This window comes from Streptomyces sp. Je 1-79, assembly GCF_025195125.1.
In the GTDB taxonomy this organism is placed as follows: Bacteria; Actinomycetota; Actinomycetes; order Streptomycetales; family Streptomycetaceae; genus Streptomyces.
On record NZ_JAMGSL010000003.1, the window covers coordinates 387,894 to 402,912 of the forward strand.

The 15,019-nt window shown below is 72.4% G+C and carries 13 protein-coding genes; 4 read left to right on the forward strand and 9 right to left on the reverse strand.

Annotated elements, in window-relative coordinates; all coding sequences use genetic code 11:
• Positions 1 to 138: 138 nt before the first annotated feature.
• Both M5362_RS07145 and M5362_RS07150 read right to left on the reverse strand, forming a co-directional pair.
• Positions 139 to 1,953, reverse strand: coding sequence for an alkaline phosphatase D family protein (locus tag M5362_RS07145; RefSeq protein ID WP_260226478.1), 1,815 nt, complete (start codon positions 1,951 to 1,953; stop codon positions 139 to 141).
• Between the two features lie 85 nt (positions 1,954 to 2,038).
• A complete protein-coding gene (locus M5362_RS07150; protein ID WP_260226479.1) occupies positions 2,039 to 2,701 on the reverse strand; it encodes an HNH endonuclease family protein in 663 nt (220 codons plus the stop codon).
• Positions 2,702 to 2,910: 209 nt separating this feature from the next.
• Between M5362_RS07150 and M5362_RS07155 the strand changes: the two genes are divergently transcribed.
• A complete protein-coding gene (locus M5362_RS07155) occupies positions 2,911 to 3,666 on the forward strand; it encodes an ABC transporter permease (protein WP_260226480.1) in 756 nt (251 codons plus the stop codon).
• Positions 3,667 to 3,923: 257 nt separating this feature from the next.
• On the opposite strand, the gene M5362_RS07160 is transcribed toward M5362_RS07155, so the two are convergent.
• Both M5362_RS07160 and M5362_RS07165 read right to left on the reverse strand, forming a co-directional pair.
• Positions 3,924 to 4,577, reverse strand: coding sequence for an HAD-IA family hydrolase (locus M5362_RS07160; protein ID WP_260226481.1), 654 nt, complete (start codon positions 4,575 to 4,577; stop codon positions 3,924 to 3,926).
• Between the two features lie 214 nt (positions 4,578 to 4,791).
• Positions 4,792 to 5,802: a peptidoglycan-binding protein gene (locus M5362_RS07165; protein ID WP_260226482.1), complete on the reverse strand. Its 1,011-nt coding sequence runs from the start codon at positions 5,800 to 5,802 to the stop codon at positions 4,792 to 4,794.
• 254 nt (positions 5,803 to 6,056) lie between these two features.
• Here M5362_RS07165 and M5362_RS07170 point away from each other — a divergent pair, with 254 nt between their 5' ends.
• On the forward strand, positions 6,057 to 8,111 hold the full coding sequence (locus M5362_RS07170) for an MFS transporter (protein ID WP_260226483.1): 2,055 nt from the start codon (positions 6,057 to 6,059) through the stop codon (positions 8,109 to 8,111).
• 158 nt (positions 8,112 to 8,269) lie between these two features.
• Here M5362_RS07170 and M5362_RS07175 read toward each other — a convergent pair whose 3' ends face one another.
• Together M5362_RS07175 and M5362_RS07180 are read right to left on the reverse strand one after the other, a co-directional pair.
• The gene (locus tag M5362_RS07175) at positions 8,270 to 8,764 is read right to left on the reverse strand and encodes a GNAT family N-acetyltransferase (RefSeq protein WP_260226484.1); all 495 of its coding nucleotides are present in this window, start codon (positions 8,762 to 8,764) and stop codon (positions 8,270 to 8,272) included.
• Positions 8,761 to 9,084 (reverse strand): antibiotic biosynthesis monooxygenase, encoded by a 324-nt coding sequence (locus M5362_RS07180; protein ID WP_260226485.1) that lies wholly within the window; start codon positions 9,082 to 9,084, stop codon positions 8,761 to 8,763. The genes M5362_RS07175 and M5362_RS07180 overlap by 4 nt, the downstream gene beginning before the upstream one ends.
• A 12-nt stretch (positions 9,085 to 9,096) precedes the next feature.
• Here M5362_RS07180 and M5362_RS07185 point away from each other — a divergent pair, with 12 nt between their 5' ends.
• Positions 9,097 to 10,242, forward strand: coding sequence for a serpin family protein (locus M5362_RS07185; RefSeq protein ID WP_260226486.1), 1,146 nt, complete (start codon positions 9,097 to 9,099; stop codon positions 10,240 to 10,242).
• On the opposite strand, the gene M5362_RS07190 is transcribed toward M5362_RS07185, so the two are convergent.
• The 3 genes from M5362_RS07190 to M5362_RS07200 form a co-directional block, all read right to left on the reverse strand.
• Positions 10,206 to 10,874, reverse strand: a complete 669-nt coding sequence (locus tag M5362_RS07190; RefSeq protein ID WP_260226487.1) for an O-methyltransferase — start codon at positions 10,872 to 10,874, stop codon at positions 10,206 to 10,208. The genes M5362_RS07185 and M5362_RS07190 overlap by 37 nt on opposite strands.
• The gene (locus M5362_RS07195) at positions 10,871 to 11,962 is read right to left on the reverse strand and encodes a DUF2330 domain-containing protein (protein ID WP_260226488.1); all 1,092 of its coding nucleotides are present in this window, start codon (positions 11,960 to 11,962) and stop codon (positions 10,871 to 10,873) included. The genes M5362_RS07190 and M5362_RS07195 overlap by 4 nt, the downstream gene beginning before the upstream one ends.
• A 210-nt stretch (positions 11,963 to 12,172) precedes the next feature.
• Positions 12,173 to 13,420 carry a cytochrome P450 gene (locus tag M5362_RS07200; RefSeq protein ID WP_260226489.1) on the reverse strand — a complete coding sequence of 416 codons (1,248 nt, stop codon included), beginning with the start codon at positions 13,418 to 13,420 and terminating at the stop codon, positions 12,173 to 12,175.
• 289 nt (positions 13,421 to 13,709) lie between these two features.
• Here M5362_RS07200 and M5362_RS07205 point away from each other — a divergent pair, with 289 nt between their 5' ends.
• Positions 13,710 to 14,888, forward strand: a complete 1,179-nt coding sequence (locus M5362_RS07205; RefSeq protein ID WP_260226490.1) for a steroid 3-ketoacyl-CoA thiolase — start codon at positions 13,710 to 13,712, stop codon at positions 14,886 to 14,888.
• The last annotated feature ends 131 nt before the right edge of the window (positions 14,889 to 15,019 follow it).

Consider the following 15,019-nt stretch of genomic DNA (forward strand, 5'->3'; position numbering starts at 1 on the left):
CGGGGGGACGGAACCGATGAGGTCGTCAGGTTAGGCATGCCTCACTAGTGCTTGCAACTTCAACATTCGATGGTGTGGGGATCTGTGGCGAGTGTCACGCGGCGTACGGCGGCTCCGGCGGCGCGCCGGGCCGCCGGGTCAACTCCTGTCGAGGCGGCGTTCGTCGACGGTCTTCAGGCGCCCGTCCCTGCGGGCCTGAGCCAGGGTCAGACGGGCGGAACGGGCGTGCAGGGTGAGGGTCATGAGCTGGTTGCCGAACCAGGGGCCGCCCGTCCTGCGCCAGTCGATCGAAGGGCGGCCCACGCGCGCGTGCCGTGCGAGGGCGCGGCCCAGGCGGTTCCCCGCGCGGCTCCAGCCGAAGCGGAAGCCGAGCCGTACCGAGAGCGGGATCGCGTTGTGGAGCGGCGAACAGGTCAGCTGGACCACCCGCGCGTCGGGCTGCTCGTCGGGCCACCGCGGCTCCGCCACGTACGCGTGGTGGACGTCCCCGGAGAGCACGCACACCGTCGCCGGTGCGTCCTGGCCGGTGCCCGCCTCGGCGAGCAGCCGGGTCAGCCACTCGAAGGAGGAGGGGAACGCCGCCCAGTGCTCCAGGTCCGCGCGCTGCCGCAGATCCTCCGCGAACCGCGCCCACCTGCCCTCGGGTCCGCCGCGCTCGCCCCGGCAGAGGGCCGCGTTCCAGGCCTCCGCGTCGTGGATCAGCGGCGGCAGCAGCCAGGGCAGCGACGTGCCGACGAGGAGATGGTCGTACGCGCCCCGGTCGGACAGCGCCTGCTCGCGCACCCAGGCCGCCTCGTCCGGGTCCAGCATCGCCCGGGCGTCCTCCTTCAGGAGGCGGGCCGCGCGCGTGTCGATCATCAGCAGCCGGGTCCGGCCGAAGTCCCGGCGGTAACTCCAGCGCACACAGGCCGGATCGGCGTCCGCCTCCGCCGCGAACCGCCGCAGCCGGTCCGTCCCGTCGGGCAGGGAGCGGATCTCGGCGTACAGCGGGTCGGTGGCCAGCTCGGCCGGGGAGAGGTTGCCGAGGTGCTGGTACACCCAGTACGACATCAGTCCGCTCAGCACCCGCTCGCGCCACCAGGGCGTGGCCCGCATCCGGGCGAGCCAGGCGGCGCTGGTGTTCCAGTCGTCGATGACGTCGTGGTCGTCGAAGATCATGCAGCTGGGGACCGTGGAGAGCAGCCAGCGGACCTCCGGGTCGCCCCACGACTCGTCGTAGAGCCGGGTGTACTCCTCGTACTCCCCGACCTCGGATCCCGGCGGGTCGCGGGGGTCCCGGCGCGCGGCGAGCCAGCGGCGGGTGTCGGCCGAGGTCTCGTCCGCGTACACCTGGTCGCCCAACAGGACGAGTACGTCAGGGCGTTCGGGTATCTCCTCCGCGGCGGCCCCGGGTGGTGTCCGGGGCGGGTCCGTCGCCCGGTCGGTGGCGAGGCCTTTCACGCGGTCGTTCGCGCGGTCGGTCGCGACGCCGGTCGCGAGGCCGCTCGCGTGGTCGGTGACAAGGCCGTTCGCGAGGCCGTTCGTGCCGTCGGTGGCGAGGCGCGTCGCCAGGTGCTTCGCGAGCGTGTCCAGGGCGTCGGGGCCGACCGGGTCCCTGCCTTCGGCCGGTTTCGCCGCCCAGCGGCAGGAGCCGAAGGCGACCCTGACCTCGCCGTCGGGGGAGGGGGTGCGGATGGTGCTCGGGGGGAAGCGGGAGTCGGGCGGCGGCCAGACCGTCCGGCCGTCCAGCCGTACCTCGTACTCCGTCGTCGTACCGGGGGACAGGCCCGTCACCGGTATCAGGGCGTAGTGGTGGCCCGCGATCTGGAACGTGCGGGTGCTGCCGCCGGCGCCGGAAGCGCCGCGGACCTCCGCCGTGCACGGGCGGTCGGTCTCGACCCAGATCGTCGCCGAGCCCCCCGTCACCCCGTCGACGTACCGAAGTACTGGTCCGAGCCTCAGTCCGGCCGCCATCGATCTCCCCGCCCCTCCGTCGTCCCGCCCGTACGGTACGAACGCCCGTACGGTACGGAACGAGGGAGGCGTGACGGAAGCGTTCTCAGCAGCCGTTCAGGACGGACTGCAGGGCGCTCTTCTCGGCGGAGTCCACGCTCAGGCCCCAGTAGTACTTCACGTGCACCCAGGCGCGGGCGTACGTGCAGCGGTACGCGGTGCGCGACGGCATCCACTCGGCGGGGTCGAGGTCACCCTTGGCCTGGTTGACGTTGTCCGTCACGGCAATGAGCTGCGGGCGGGTCAGGTCGTTGGCGAACTGCTGGCGCTTGGCGGTGGTCCAGGAATTCGCGCCGGACTTCCAGGCCTCGGAGAGTGCCACGACGTGGTCGATGTCCAGGTCGGCGGCGGCGGTCCAGGTCGCGCCGTCGTACTCGGAGTACCAGCTGCCGCTGACGGCGGCGCAGCTGGAGTCCTGGACGACGTTCACGCCGTCGCGCTTGAGGACGACCTCGCGGGTGTTGCAGGCGCCGGACTGGGTGATCCAGTGGGGGAAGAGGTCACGGCTGTAGCCGGAGGAGGAACCTTCCGTCTTGACCGTGAGCGAGGCGAGGTACGTACGGGCGGTGGACGCGCTGACGGGCGTGGGCATGGCCGCCTGGGCGGCCGGCGCGGTGGCGAGGAGGCCGGTGACGGAGAGGGCGGCGGTGGCGGCGAGAACGGTCGCGCGACGGGTTATTCGACGCGCGTAGACGCTTGCGGTGAGCATGCGAACTCCCTTGATGTGGGGGGACCTTGGCCGTGCCGCCCCGGGCGGGTGCCCGGTGCGGGCCGGGGTGGGTGCCCGGCGGCCCGGTCATCGTGGCGGCCCCAGGTTGCTGAGGGCGGTGCGCCAGGTAACAGAGTGGCGACATGCGCACGTCACATCAAGGGTTGTGACGGAACGACAGTTCCGTTTTCCGGCCCTAGGGTTGGTGTGTGCTTCTGGAAGTGAACGTCACCTTCGGGGTGGTTCTGGCCGTTCTGCTCGCCGTGGCCGCGGGCGTCGTCGCGTTCGCCCGGCTCGGGCGGCCCCGCGACTCGCTGACGGCGGGCGGGCGCGCCGCGGCCCAGCTGGTCGCGGTGTCACTCGTGATCGGCTGGGTGATGCGGTATCTGCCGCTGCTGCTTGCGTTCCTCGTGGTGATGTACGGAGTGGCGGCGTGGACCGCGGGCCGGCGCGTCGTGCCGGGGGAGGGGCGGGGGCGCTGGTGGGCCGGGTTGCCGATCGCGGCCGGCGTCGTGCCGGTCGTCGGGGCGCTGCTGCTGACCGGGCTGCTGCCGGTGCGGGGCGTGGCGCTCATCCCGGTCACCGGCATCCTCATCGGCGGCGCGCTGACCGCCACGGTGCTCGGAGGGCGGCGGGCGCTCGACGAGCTGGAGACGCGGCGGGGCGAGGTCGAGGCGGGGCTCGCGCTCGGGCTGCCGGAGCGGGAGGCCCGGCTGGAGGTGGCGCGGAGCGCGGCGTCGGACGCGCTGCTGCCGGGGCTCGACCAGACGCGGACGGTGGGGCTCGTGACGCTGCCGGGGGCGTTCGTCGGGATGCTGCTGGGCGGGGCCTCGCCGTGGGAGGCGGGGGCGGTGCAGCTGTTCGTGCTGGTGGCGCTGATGGTGGTGCAGGCGGTGGCGGTGGCCGTGGTGCTGGAACTGGTGGCGCGGGGCGTGCTTGCCCGCGGCACTCCGGCGCGCGGCTGACCGGACGGCGAGGGGCGGGGGCGGGCGGGGGTGGGGCGAGCCGGCGGCGGCCTTGGGGTTACGGGGAGGGCTTGGGGCCCGGCTCCCAAGGGGGCCCTGGCCCCGGCCCCCAGGGGCCCAGGGAGGGCCATGGGGGCGAGGCCCCTCGCGTCACTCCGGGCGAGGCCCCCGCTTCACTCCGGGCGAGGCCCGCGCGTCACTCCGGGTACGTCACTCCGCGGGAGGCCGCTCGGGCACTCCGCGGGAGGCCCGTCGCGTTACGCCGGGAACGTCAGGAGGAGGGTGCCGTCGGGCTGCCGCCGCACCGTGACGGCCGTGAGGTCCTGGACATGGACGTCCGGGGCGAACGCCGCCGCCCTCGGGCCCACGCCCACCACGCGCATGCCGGCCGCACGGCCCGCCTGGATGCCGGCCTCGGAGTCCTCGAAGACCACGCAGTCGGCCGGGTCGACACCCAGCTCCGCCGCGCCCTTGAGGAAGCCCTCCGGGTCCGGCTTGCTCGCGCCGACGCGCTCCGCCGTGACCCGCGTCTCGGGCATCCGCAGCGCCGCCGCGCCCATCCGGGCCTGGGCGAGCGCCTCGTCCGCCGAGGTCACGAGGGCGTGCGGAAGGGAGTCGATCGCGGCCATGAAGGCGGGGGCGCCCGGGACGGGAACGACGCCGTCGAGGTCCGCGGTCTCCTCCGCCAGCATCACCCGGTTGTCCGCGTAGTTCTGCTCCATGGGCCGGTCCGGGAGGAGGGCGGCCATCGTCGCGTACCCCTGGCGCCCGTGGACGACCTTGAGCGCCTCCTCCGGGTCCAGTCCGTGACGTACCGCCCAGCGGCGCCAGCAGCGTTCGACGACGGCGTCCGAGTTGACGAGCGTGCCGTCCATGTCCAGGAGCAGGGCGCGGGTGGTGAGCGCGGGCATCAAAGGTCTCCAGAGGGGTGGGAGGAGAGCAGAGCGGACCCGCCCGCCGGTCAGGGGTTGCGGGCGGGGCCACTTTGTTCCTCGACCATACAAAAGGCCGGGCCTTCGCGCCAATCCGTCCCGCATCGCGGACCTCGGCCGCGGGTCGCGGACTGTGGACCTCGGTCGCGGACGCCGTGCCGGCCCCGGACCCGCGGCCCGTCTCCCCGTCGCCTCAGCCCGTCGTCTCCGCCTCCAGGGCGCGGCGCGTCTCCGGCCCGTACACGCCCTCCTCGTCCTCGTCGATGTACTGGTACGACTGGTACCGCTCGACCGCGCGACGCACCCTGCTGGAGTACTCGCCGTCGATCGGGCCGTCGTAGACCCACACCTGTTCCAGCCGCCGCTGCAGTTCCGCGACCTCGGCTCCGCGGTCCCCGTAGCGCAGGGTCGGGGCCGGTGCGTCCGGGGTGGGCACCGGGGTCAGGGTCGGTGCGGAGGTGGTGCGCGAGGCGGAGGGCGACGGCGGCACGGCCGACGTGGTGACCGGGGTCGTGGCCGTCGCGGTGGCCTGCGTCGTCCGGCTGGAGGGGGACGGTGAGGCGGAGGGCGACGCCGAGCGCGAGGCCGAGGCCGAGGCGGACGACGGGGACGCGGAGGCCGACGAGGACGGGGCCTCCGACACGGCGACGTTCTGCGAGGCGCTCGTGGTGGGCGTGGGCGCGGCGGCCCGGTCGTCCGCCTCGTTCCCGCCGCCGAGCAGCCCGCCCGCCACCGCCGCGGTGGCGACCACCGCGACCGCGACCGCCGCCGCGAGCGCCACCAGCGCGCCGCGGCGGCGCGTGGCCGGGCGCTCGTCCCCCTGGAGCGCGTAGGTCTCGTGGGCCTCGTAGGTCTCGTGGGGCTGGTGGGGCCCATGGGGCCCGTAGGCGTCGTGGGGCGCGTAGGCCTCATAGGGCCCGTGGGCCTCATAGGGCCCGTGGGCCTCGTGGGGTCCGTGGATCGCGTAGGGCTCGTGCGGCTGGTGCAGCCCGTCCCGTGCGTCCTCCCGCGCTGCCCCCCGCGCGTTCTCCCGCGCGTCGTGCGCCGCCTCCTGCTCCGCGGCGATCCCGCCCAGGTGTAGAGGCGTCGTCTCGGCCGCCCCCGCCCCCGGCGGCCCCGACTCCGGCTCCGACTTCCCCTTCGCCCCCGCTGGCGGCAGGGGCGCCGGAGGCTCTCCCGGCTCCCCGCCGGCCTCCAGCGTCACGTACGGACGGATCCGGAGCGGATCGAAGTCCTCCGCCGCGGCTATCTCCGCCTCGACGCAGGTGCAGCGCGGTCTGTGTACACCGCATTCAGGACAGATGTGTCCGACCACTGTGAGTCCCCTCCCCAGGTTCACAACTGGCAGCGATTATGCAGCCCACGCTCGTGCGACAGGCGAACAGCCGTGCCCTTCGGCAGGCCATAACCGGACATTCCAATCAGGATGGGGTGGGGAACGGACCCGAGGAGATGCCCATGGCCCAGGAAGTACGCGCGGCGGACCCCAGCGGTGGCCCGGTGCCCGGGGACGGGCGGAGCCACCGCAGCGTGATGGTCGCGATCGGAGCGCTGCTGCTCGGCATGCTGCTCGCCGCACTCGACCAGACCATCGTCGCCACCGCTCTGCCGACCATCGTCAGCGAGCTCGGCGGCATGGAGCACCTGTCCTGGGTCGTGACCGCGTACATCCTCGCGTCGACGGCGGGTACACCCCTCTGGGGGAAGCTCGGCGACCAGTACGGCCGCAAGAAACTCTTCCAGGCCGCCATCGTCATCTTCCTCGTCGGCTCAGCCCTCTGCGGCATCGCGCAGAACATGCCGCAGCTCATCGGCTTCCGCGCCCTCCAGGGGCTCGGCGGCGGCGGGCTCATGGTCCTGTCGATGGCCATCGTCGGCGACCTCGTCTCGCCCCGGGAACGCGGCAGGTACCAGGGCCTCTTCGGCGCCGTCTTCGGCGCCAGCAGCGTCCTCGGCCCCCTGCTCGGCGGGCTCTTCACCCAGCACCTCTCCTGGCGCTGGGTGTTCTACATCAACCTGCCCATCGGCATCGTCGCGCTCTTCGTGATCGCCGCCGTGCTGCACATCCCGGTCCGCTCCACCCGCCACACCATCGACTACCTCGGTACGTTGCTCATCGCCTCGGTCGCCACCTGTCTGGTCCTCGTCGCCTCCCTCGGCGGCAACACCTGGGACTGGAACTCCCCGCAGATCATCGGGCTCGCCGTCCTCGGAGCCGTGCTCCTGGTGTGGTTCGTGTACGTCGAGAAGCGCGCGGCCGAGCCCGTGCTGCCGCTGAAGCTCTTCAAGATCCGGACCTTCACGCTCGTCTCGGTCATCAGCTTCGTGGTGGGCTTCGCGATGTTCGGCGCGCTGACCTATCTGCCGACCTTCCTCCAGGTCGTCCAGGGCGTCACCCCGACCATCTCCGGCGTCCACATGCTGCCCATGGTCCTCGGCATGCTGATCACCTCGACCGTCTCGGGCCAGATCGTCTCCCGCACCGGGCGCTGGAAGGTCTTCCCCATCGCCGGCACCGGCATCACGGCCCTCGGGCTCCTGCTGCTCAACGAGCTCACGGAGTCCAGCTCCACCTGGGAGACGAGCGCCTACTTCTTCGTCTTCGGCGTCGGCCTCGGACTCGTCATGCAGGTCCTCGTCCTGGTCGTGCAGAACGCCGTCTCGTACCAGGACCTCGGGGTCGCCACCTCCGGCGCGACCTTCTTCCGGTCCATCGGCGCGTCCTTCGGCGTCGCCGTCTTCGGAACGATCTTCACCCACCGGCTGAACGTCAAACTCGACGCCGCCCTCGCCGGGCAGGCGCTGCCGCCGGGGACCGGGCCGGACCAGATCGCCGCCGACCCGCGCGCCATCGCGGAACTCCCGGCCGAGCTCCAGCCGTCGGTCGTGCACGCCTACTCGACCTCGATCACCGACGTCTTCCTCTACGCCGTGCCGGTCGTCCTCGTCGCCTTCGTCGTCGCCTGGTTCCTCAAGGAGGACAAGCTGCGCGGCTCGGTCACCGCCCCGGACGTCAGCCAGACCCTCGCCTCCAACCCGGTGGAGCGCTCCTCGTACGACGAGTGCTGCCGGGCCCTGTCCGTGCTCGGTTCGCGGGAGGGGCGCAGGGCGATCTACGAGAAGATCACGGCGAAGGCCGGGCTCGATCTGCTGCCCGCGGCGAGCTGGCTGCTGCTGCGGATCCGCCGCCACGGGACCGTCGAACCGGCGCGGCTCGCCGACACCACCCCCGTACCGCTACGCATCATCACCGAGGCGTCCCGGCAGGTCGAGGAGCGTCGCCTGGTCCGCCGGGAGGGGATGCAGCTGGTCCTCACCGAGGAAGGGCTCGCGGCCGCGACCCTGCTGGCGAAGGCGCGTGAGGAGTCGCTCGCCGAGCTGCTCGGCGACTGGTGGGGGCCCGACCGGCCCACGGATCTCGTGCAGCTGGTGGAGGAGTTGACGGCCGAGCTGAACGGCTCGGACGCGGAGCGGCCGCACTCACCGGAGCCGCCCCGCGACCACCACGCGTGAGCCGGACAGGGCCTGGGGGTCCCGCTGCGTGAGCCCGACAGAGCCTGGGGCCCGCGACGCCCACGCCCGACAGGGCCCAGAGGCCCCGCCGACCACCACGCCCACGCCCGACAGGGCCCAGAGCCCCCGCCGACCGCCACGCGTGAGCCCGACAGGGCCTAGAGGTCCTTGCCGTACCAGATGTCCATGTACGGGCCCTCGCAGTACGCCGGGATCTCCTCGTAACCATGGCGCGTGTACAGCGTGCGGGCCTCGATCAGGTCCAGGCGCGTGTTGAGGACCATGCGCCGTGCGCCCAGGTCACGGGCCGCGTCCTCCAGGTCCCCCATCAGAGCCCCCGCACCGCCCGTGCCCCGGAAGGCGTGCCGCAGGAACACCCGGGTCAGCTCGGCGCGTTCCTCGTCGAGGAGCAGGACCCCGCCGCAGGCCGCCGGCTTCCCCTCGTACCGGCCCACCAGGAACCGGCCGGTCGGCGGGGCCAGCAGCTCCACGCCGTCGCCGGCCAGACCCTCGTCGATCTCCGCCTCGGTGGCCGGCCGCTTCCAGTAACGGCTGGCCACGTCGTCGTAGTAGTCGCGCCGCAGGGCCGTCGCGTCGGCGGTGTGGACGTCCTCGGGCGCGAAGGACCAGCCGGTCACCGTCGAGACGCTCACTTCGGGGAAGCCTGCTGGACGACCTCGAACGACCAGAGCGTGGAGCCGGTGGCCGCCGGCTTGGGGCGCTCGCCGGCGGCGGCGTCGCCGCCCCCGTGCGCGGCCTTCATGGAACCGCTCATCCAGTTCTGGAAGTCCTCCTCGCTGCGCCAGCGGGTGTACACGAGGTACTGGTCGGTACCCTCCAGGGGCCGCAGCAGCTCGAACCACTCGAAGCCGTCGGAGCCCTCCACGGACCCGGCGCGGGCGGCGAACCGCTGTTCCAGGACCTCGCGCTGCTCGGCCGGGACGGTCAGTGCGTTGATCTTCACGATGCTCATGAAGGGCAGGATATGACCGGCTCGGATCCGGCCGTGCACACGGGAGCGGCGCGCGAGCTCGCCGCGCGCTGGCTGCCGCGTCTCGGCGACGGCGACTTCGTCTGCTCTCCGGCCGGACTGTGGACGGCGCTCGCCGCCGTCGCCTCGGGCGCCCGTACGGAGACCGGTGCGGAGCTGCGGGAGCTGCTCGGGGTCGAGGGGGAGGCCGCCGCCGAGGCCGCGACCGTCGCCGGGCGGCGACTCGCGGAGGCGGCGGGCATCGCGGTCGCGACGGCGGTGTGGAGCCGGGTGGCGGTCCTCGACGCGTTCCGGCGGGGCCTGCCCGACGTGGGGTTCGGCGTGCTGGGCGACGAGGCGCAGCGCGAACTGGACTCCTGGGTACGGGAGTCCACCGGGGGCGTGATCGACGCGCTGCCGATCGACCTGGACGGCACCGAGGAGCTGGTCCTGGTCAACGCCCTGGTGCTGAAAGCCCGGTGGCTCACGGCCTTCACAACCTCGGCGACGCGGGACGCCCCCTTCACCGACGGGTACGGCGACACCACCCTCGTACCGACCATGCACCAGCGGATCCCGGTGTTCTGGGCCTGGCGTGTCGGCGGGACGACGGTCGTCGAACTCCCCTGCGACGAGGTGGACGGGACGGCGCGTACGGCGGGGGGCGAGGGCGCCGCACGGGTGCGGTTCGTGCTCGGGGCGCAGGGCGAGGGGCCGGCCGAGGTGCTGCCCGCCGCCTGGGCGGGGGAGCGGGGCCGGACGCGGCTCGCGGCCGACGGAGTGGCACTCGCCCTGCCCCGCTTCACCCTGCGCGCGAAGATCGACGTGAACGAGCAGCTCGCCGCCCTCGGCGTCACCAGGGCCCTTCGGCCGGGCGCCGACTTCTCCGCGCTCTCGCCGCACCCCCTGTCCGTCTCCAGGGTCGTCCAGGAGGCCCTGGTCACCGTCGCCGAGGAGGGCGTGGAGGCCGCCGCGGTCACCGCCGTCACGATGAGCCGCGGAGCCGCCCCGCCCCGCCGGCGGATCGTCGAGGAGATCGCCTTCGACCGGCCCTTCGGGGTGGTCGTGCTCGACGCCACGGGCGAGGTACCGCTCTTCGCCGGATGGCAGTCGAGCGCGCCCCGCTACGCCACGACCCGGGCCAGCAGCAGCCCGTCGTAACCCTTCACGCCGACGGTCTGGAACGCGGTCGCGTCCAACCGGGGCTCACGCGAGACGAGTTCGAACATCGCGCGCGTGCCGGTGATCGCCGGCTCGTCCGTCTCCGCGTCGACGACCCTGCCGCCGCGCACCACGTTGTCGACGACGATGACCGTGCCGGGACGGGAGAGCCGCAGCGCCCACGTCACGTAGTTCGGGTTGTTCACCTTGTCGGCGTCGATGAAGACGAAGTCGAACGGGCCGACGCCCTCCGCCTCCAGCTCGGGCAGGGTGTCCAGGGCCGCGCCCGTCCGGACCTCGACGACCTTGTCGAGGCCGGCCCGGGCGATGTTGGCACGGGCCACGTCCGCGTGACGCGGGTCGTACTCGAGCGAGATCATCCGGCCGTCGGCGGGCAGTCCGCGGGCCATCCAGATCGTGCTGTAGCCGCCGAGCGTGCCGATCTCCAGCACCGAGCGCGCGCCCGCCGTCGTGACGAGCAGGTTCAGGAGCTTGCCCTGGTTGGGCGCGACGGCGATCTCGGGCAGCCCGGCGGCCGTGGAGTCGGCGAGCGCGGCGGCGAGCGCGTCGTCGTCCGGGGCGAGGAGATCGGTGAAGTAGCGGTCGACGGTGGTCCATTGATCCTGAGTCATGCGGCCGAACGTACCGCAGGCCGGCGCCGCCGGAGGCGGACCGCCACGACCGCCCCGCCCACCGCGAGCAGCACGCCGGAGACCGTCAGGAGCCAGACCGGGATCCCGTCGCCGACGGTGAGGAGCCGATCGGTGTGGATCACCTCCCGGTACGGAGTGTCGGCGACCGTCCGCAGCACGTGGTCCCCGTCGATCCGCGAGGGCACGGGGAACTCCTGTTCCAGGGCGGTCAGATAGACCTGCCGCCCGCCGGTGAGCGAGGCGAGCGCCTCGCCCTCCGTCCCCTCGATCTCGCCCGCGAACCGCACCTCGGGCCGCGCGCCGCCGATGTCGTCGCGCGGCTCCATGCGGTGGTCGGCGAGGACGTACAGGCCGAGGGACTGCGGGGTCCGCGCCAGCCGGGAGAGCCGCATCGGGTAGACGAGCCGGTCGCTGGCGAAACTGATCCGGAGCGGGGTGAGTTCGCCGCCCAGCACCTGGACGGCTGTGCTCGTACCCGTGCCCGCGTCCGTGGTGTCGGGGGCGAGCCGGACCGCTACGTACTCCCACTTCTGCTCGACGTACGGCGTCAGTTCGGCCGCCAGCCGGTCCGAGAGCTCGAAGCCGTTCGTCTTCAGCCAGTCGCTCAGCGCGTCGGGGTCGCCGGCGGTCAGCCGCGCCACGTCGAAGGGGCCGAGCCGCTCGCGTCCGACGACGCCGACGTCCGGGGCGCCCTTTCCGGGAGCGGCGCCCGCGGCGCCGTCCGAGGTGCCCATGTCGAAGGGCCAGTTGCCGCCGCGTGGCCAGAAGTGGTGCCGGGTCCGGTACTCGGGCCGAGTGAGGTCGTCCAGTGCGTCGAAGAGCTCCGCGTCGCCGAGCGTCACGTCCGCCCGGCCGGGAACGGGCATGATCCAGGCTGCCCGCTCGGCGTCCCCGCGCACCGTGAAACGCATGACGATCTGTTCCGTACGGCCGTCCCAGCGCAGGGCCGAGGTCTCCCGATCGACGCCGATCCGGTGGTTCCGGTCCGGGATCATCGCGCCGCATCCGCACGCGTACGCCGGTGCGATCAGCGAGCCGAGCTGGAGCGCGAGCAGCGCGACGATCATGGCCAGAATTCTGTGTGTCCCCCGCATGTGCGCTCAGACGCGGCGCGCGAGGCTCCGGTTCCGGGCCCGACAAGGGTCCGCCAACCGCCCCTCAAGGCCCCCACAAGGGCGCGCCAAGCCCCCGGCAAGGGCACAACGGAGGCGCGACGAGCGGGCGGCGGGAGGCGGGGGCCCGGGGCGTAGGGGGAAGGGCCCCCGCCTGCCGGTCTGTCAGGAGCCGACCCGGACCTGCAGCTCCTTGATCCCGTTCAGCCACGCCGCGCGCAGCCGTCGCGGTTCGCCCGCGAGCGTCAGATCGGGCAGCACGTCCGCGACCGCGTTGAAGATCAGCTCGATCTCGTTGATGGCGAGCGACTTCCCGAGGCAGAAGTGCGGGCCTCCGCCGCCGAAGCCGAGATGCGGGTTCGGGTCCCGCGTGATGTCGAAGGCCTCGGGGTTCTCGAAGACCTCGGGGTCGTTGTTGGCGGAGGAGTAGAAGAGTCCGACCCGGTCTCCCTTACGGATCTTCTGGCCGCCGATCTCGGTGTCCTGGGTGGCGGTCCGCTGGAAGGAGACCACCGGGGTCGCCCAGCGCACGATCTCCTCGGCGGCGGTCGCCGGCCGCTCCCGCTTGAACAGCTCCCACTGGTCGGGGTGGGTGAGGAAGGCGTGCATGCCGTGGCTGATGGCGTTACGGGTGGTCTCGTTGCCGGCCACCGCGAGCAGCAGCACGAAGAAGCCGAACTCGTCGGAGGAGAGGTTGCCCTGGCCCTCGGCGGCGACGAGCTGGGTCACGATGTCCTTGGCGGGACACTCCTTGCGCTCGGCGGCCAGGTTCATCGAGTAGCCGATGAGCTCCATGGCGGCCTCGGCGCCGATCTCCTCGGTGATGGCGTACTCGGGGTCGTCGTACGCGACCATCTTGTTGGACCAGTCGAAGATCCGGGCGCGGTCCGCCTGCGGTACGCCGATGAGTTCGGCGATCGCCTGGAGCGGCAGTTCGACGGCGACCTGGGTCACGAAGTCGAAGGAGCCCTCGTCGCCGGCGTTCCGCTTCGCCTCCTCGACGATCGCCCGGGCGCGCTCGCGCAGGGCGTTCTCCAGGGTCCGGATGGCACGGGGTGTGAAGCCGCGCTGGACGATCTGGCGGACGCGGGTGTGCTCGGGCGGGTCCATGTTGAGCATGATCAGCTTCTGGACCTCGATCTGGTCCCTGGTGATGTGCTCGTTGAAGCGGATGACGGCCGTGTTCTCGGTGGAGGAGAACAGCTCGGGGTGGGTGGAGACGTACTTGACGTCGGCGTGCCGGGTGACGGCCCAGTAGCCCTCGTCGTCGAAGCCCGTGATCCCGCGCGGCTGGGGGCACCACCAGACGGGTGCCGTCTGCCGCAGCGAGGCGAACTCCGGGAAGGGGATACGGCTCTGGAGCAGGTCGGGGTCGGTGGCGTCGAACCCTTCGGGGAGGTGAGGGCAGGGCATCGGCAACACACTCCATGTCTGAGACACGCGTGCCTGACGGCATGTCCGACGGCATGTCTGACGATCCATCAGAAGTTGTCCGCAAGGTAGTAACGGGTTCTACAACCCGCAAGGCATGCGACGGGAACTGTTGCCGGTAATCAGTGCACGCGGGTGCGTGCACAACCCTTGCGTACCGGCGGTAGCAGTCATAAGACTTCACTCAGAACTAGAACGCGTACTAGTTCCCCGTACCGCCCGCGTCGCGGAGTGCCGGGACGCCCCGCCCGGGCGAGGAGAGGACGAGCTCATGGCCGCGGAACCCGTCATCGTCGAAGCTGTACGCACCCCCATCGGCAAGCGCGGAGGCGCGCTCGCCAATCTCCACCCCGCCTACCTCCTGGGCGAGACCTACCGTGAACTCCTCGGACGCACCGGCATCAAGGCCGACTGCGTCGAGCAGATCGTCGGCGGCACCGTCACCCACGCCGGCGAGCAGTCCATGAACCCCGCGCGCAACGCCTGGCTCGCCATGGGTCTTCCCTACGAGACGGCCGCGACCACCGTCGACTGTCAGTGCGGCTCCTCGCAGCAGGCGAGTCACATGGTCGCCAACATGATCGCCTCGGGGGTCATCGACATCGGCATCAGCTGCGGTGTCGAGGCCATGTCGCGCGTCCCGCTCGGCTCCGGTTCCAAGCACGGCCCCGGAAAGCCCTGGCCGGACGAGTGGAACGTCGACCTGCCCAACCAGTTCGAGGCCGCCGAGCGGATCGCCCGGCACCGCGGCCTCACCCGTGAACGGGTCGACTCCCTCGGCCTCCTCTCCCAGGAACGGGCCGCGGTCGCCTGGTCCGAGGAGCGCTTCAAGCGCGAGACCTTCGCCGTCCAGGTCCCGACCACCGAGGAGGAGCAGGCCGCGGGGCAGGGGATGTGGCGGCTCGTCGACCGTGACGAAGGGCTGCGCGACACCAGCATGGAGGCGCTCGCCCGGCTCAAGCCCGTCATGCCGACCGCCGTCCACACCGCCGGGAACTCCTCGCAGATCTCCGACGGGGCCTCGGCCGTCATGTGGGCGTCCAAACGGATGGCCCGCGCCCTCAGGCTCAAGCCCCGCGCCCGGATCGTCGCCCAGGCCCTCGTCGGGTCCGATCCGCACTTCCACCTCGACGGGCCCATCGACGCGACCCGCGCCGTGCTCGGCAAGGCGGGCATGTCGCTCAGGGACATCGACGTCGTCGAGATCAATGAGGCGTTCGCGTCGGTGGTGCTGAGCTGGGCGCAGGAGTTCGACCGGGACCTGGACGGGCTCGTGAAGGTCAACGTCAACGGCGGTGCCATCGCGCTCGGGCATCCGGTGGGCGCGACCGGGGCGCGGCTGATCACCACGGCCCTGCACGAGCTGGAGCGTACGGACAAGGAGTTCGCGCTGATCACGATGTGCGCCGGCGGGGCACTGGCCACCGGCACGATCATCCAGCGGCTGTAGGCCACCGGCACGATCATCCAGCGACTGTAGGACCACGATCATCCAGCGGCTGTAGGGCCCCCGCCGTCGTGCGGAAACGGCGCAGGCCCCGCCCCTCCGTGAGGAGGGCGGGGCCTTGCGGGAGCGCGGTT

Excerpts from the sequence above, each read along its gene's own strand:
- M5362_RS07145 (WP_260226478.1), bottom strand. The coding sequence starts at position 1,953 with ATGGCGGCCGGACTGAGGCTCGGACCAGTACTTCGGTACGTCGACGGG.
- M5362_RS07150 (WP_260226479.1), bottom strand. The coding sequence starts at position 2,701 with ATGCTCACCGCAAGCGTCTACGCGCGTCGAATAACCCGTCGCGCGACC.
- M5362_RS07160 (WP_260226481.1), bottom strand. The coding sequence starts at position 4,577 with ATGCCCGCGCTCACCACCCGCGCCCTGCTCCTGGACATGGACGGCACG.
- M5362_RS07170 (WP_260226483.1), top strand. The coding sequence starts at position 6,057 with ATGGCCCAGGAAGTACGCGCGGCGGACCCCAGCGGTGGCCCGGTGCCC.
- M5362_RS07180 (WP_260226485.1), bottom strand. The coding sequence starts at position 9,084 with ATGAGCATCGTGAAGATCAACGCACTGACCGTCCCGGCCGAGCAGCGC.
- M5362_RS07185 (WP_260226486.1), top strand. The coding sequence starts at position 9,097 with ATGACCGGCTCGGATCCGGCCGTGCACACGGGAGCGGCGCGCGAGCTC.
- M5362_RS07190 (WP_260226487.1), bottom strand. The coding sequence starts at position 10,874 with ATGACTCAGGATCAATGGACCACCGTCGACCGCTACTTCACCGATCTC.
- M5362_RS07195 (WP_260226488.1), bottom strand. The coding sequence starts at position 11,962 with ATGATCGTCGCGCTGCTCGCGCTCCAGCTCGGCTCGCTGATCGCACCG.
- M5362_RS07200 (WP_260226489.1), bottom strand. The coding sequence starts at position 13,420 with ATGCCCTGCCCTCACCTCCCCGAAGGGTTCGACGCCACCGACCCCGAC.
- M5362_RS07205 (WP_260226490.1), top strand. The coding sequence starts at position 13,710 with ATGGCCGCGGAACCCGTCATCGTCGAAGCTGTACGCACCCCCATCGGC.